The sequence below is a fragment of the Pseudoalteromonas sp. Z1A6 genome (assembly GCF_011378745.1).
GTDB lineage: Bacteria > Pseudomonadota > Gammaproteobacteria > Enterobacterales > Alteromonadaceae > Pseudoalteromonas > Pseudoalteromonas arctica.
The window spans coordinates 1-2,619 of sequence record NZ_WTKW01000467.1; the positions used below are offsets into that span (position 1 = coordinate 1).

1 protein-coding gene, 1 pseudogene and 1 riboswitch are annotated in these 2,619 nt (G+C 37.4%); the gene and the pseudogene both read left to right on the forward strand.

Translation table 11 applies throughout. The features are described 5' to 3' along the window. A pseudogene (locus GQR46_RS18545) lies at positions 1-473 on the forward strand (ABC transporter substrate-binding protein); the annotation flags it as partial. 63 nt (positions 474-536) lie between these two features. Beyond that, positions 537-721: riboswitch (cobalamin riboswitch) on the forward strand. Positions 722-757: 36 nt separating this feature from the next. Beyond that, positions 758-2,587, forward strand: a complete 1,830-nt coding sequence (locus GQR46_RS18550; RefSeq protein WP_165727574.1) for a TonB-dependent receptor — start codon at positions 758-760, stop codon at positions 2,585-2,587. Positions 2,588-2,619: the final 32 nt, after the last annotated feature.

The window sequence follows — 2,619 nt, forward strand, 5'->3', positions numbered from 1 at the left end:
CCGAATTTTATACCATTACCAAAAATGAGCTTTATACGCTTAAAGAAAATACAAATGAGCAAGCTTACTTTGACGACATTACGTCATTAACAAAGGTTGGGGTTCTGGGGTACTCGTATCAATTTGCTGGATTTAATACAGATGCCGAATTTTTAAGTGAGGAACATCAAGTAAGTTTAACCATTGATGAATTCAATGTGGTTAAAATGCTGCTATTAAAGCGCGCGGAAGTAGGCGTTTTAAATAATATTGCTTACCAATATTTTAAAAATCAAAATACTTTTAATATGGATTTACTCTATAAAAGTAACGTACCAGATGCCGTTTATAAAACGCACTTTTTAGTTAACTCTAAATCAAATAAGATCACTAGTAATAAAATGGATGAAATACTAAGCTTACCTACTACACAAATACAACTTAAGAAGCTACTTAATAAATATGGCGTGACTTCAAACTATACTAGCCCTTAACTGCATTTTAAAGGTTTTTAGCTGTATAGACGTCCATTGACATTTGTAAACAAAATACTCACAATAGCGACATATTTTCAAGGTGCTTGCTAGCCACTTCATGTAATGATTTTTTTAGCAGGATAATCGGGAAGTTGGTGCGTTTTCATGATGACTACAAGCCCAACACTGCCCCCGCAACGGTAAAGTATTGCATATTTTGATGTGCTTACTGAGTCCGGAGACCGGCCTTGATGCAATCTTACTTACTTAAATCTTTGCGGTGGGCAAAGGTAGGGGACATCATGTTAAACAAAACAACTTTAGGCGTTGCTATTTCTGCTGCGCTTTCATTTTCTGTGTCTGGCGCAGAGCAATCAATTGAAAAAATAACCGTTACAGCTAATAAATTTGAGCAATCAATCAATGACGTTTTAGCAAGTGTAAATGTTATTGAGCGTGCAGAAATAGAAGCAAGCAACGTACGCGATTTACCAACCTTATTAAGCACGCGAGTTGGTTTTCAGGTTAATCCAAACGGTGGTTTTGGCCAAAATACAGGTGTGTCACTTCGTGGTACTGGCTCTGGCGATACGCTAATTTTGATTGACGGTGTACGTACAGGCTCAGCAACACTTGGTCAAAAAGCATTAAATAATGTCCCTTTAAATAGTATTGAACGCATTGAAATTATTAAGGGTTCTCGCGCGGCTGTTTACGGCTCTGATGCACTTGCTGGCGTAATTAACATTATAACGCGTGAATCAGATAACTTATCTGTGAGTGCTACGTTTGGTTCTGATTCTTACCAAAATTATCAAGTGGCAGGCTCTGTAAAATCAGGCGATATAACAACAGCATTTAATGCAGGCTTTGAAAAAACAGATAACTTTGATGCACTGCAAGGCGTAGCACCAGATGAAGATGGCTATGAAAATAAAAACCTTGGTTTTAAAGTAAATTATACTGATGCACACTACGGCGACTTTAAGTTATTAGGTCAATACAGTGAAGGCTATGCAGATTACGACAGTCGCTTTAGTCCAGCCACAAGTACTATGGAAACAGGTGATTTTAAAAACTATCAGCTTTCTGCAGGTTGGAGTAAAAACTACACTAACCAATCGCACAGTATTGATATTGCTATTTCAACAGATGATTCTCACGATACCTCAGCATTTGGTGTAAATGATTTTATAACGAAACGTGTGCAATTTGATTATAACGGTCAATATATATTATCTGAAGAGCTTAATATTAGCGGTGGTGTTAACTGGTACAACGATGATGTATCGCACAGTTCAACGCAGTATGATATGCAAGAGCGTGATGTATTAGCAGTATTTGTTGGGGCTTATTACAATGCTGAAAAAGTGTTAGCTAATTTAACAATTCGCCAAGACGATGATGAACAATTTGGCGACGAAACAACGTATACAGCCGCTGCGGGTTATCATTTATCTGAAGACGCCACGTTCCGCATAAGCCAAAGCACTGGTTTTAAAGCACCTACATTTAACGATTTATACTTTCCGGCTTTTCCTGGTTTTCCACCTTCATCTAATCCTGATTTAGAGCCTGAGAAATCATTAAATCAAGAGATTGGGTTAAATGTAGATTTTGATATAGCAAGTATTGACGTTGCTATTTTTAGAAATGATATTGAAGATAAGATATCTTTAGATTCTAACTTCTTTCCTATCAACTTAAATGAAGCACGCTACGAAGGGGTTGAATTTAGCTTATCTCAGCAGTTTTTTGGTTTTGATAGCAACCTTAACTTTGCTTACTTAAGCGCTGAAGACGAAGAAACGGGCGCAGAGTTACGTAATGTTGCTAAACGTACTTTTAACTGGGAACTTGCAAAACAGTTTGGTGCTTTTGATGCAAGCTTAGACATGCAATATCGTAGTGACCGACAAGGTGCTGTGACGCGTTTAGGATCATACACGCTTTGGAACTTAGCGGGTAATTATCAAGTAAATGAGCATATTGAAGTTTCGCTTCGTGTAGAAAACTTATTTGATAAAGAGTATAACGCTGTTGATTCAAATACTGATTTTACAACGGGTCAAGTGTATTACTACAACACGCCAGAGCGTCGCTTTTTTGCAGGCGCAAGCTACCAGTTTTAACGGTATTTATTAATATTAAAAAGCCCGACTTA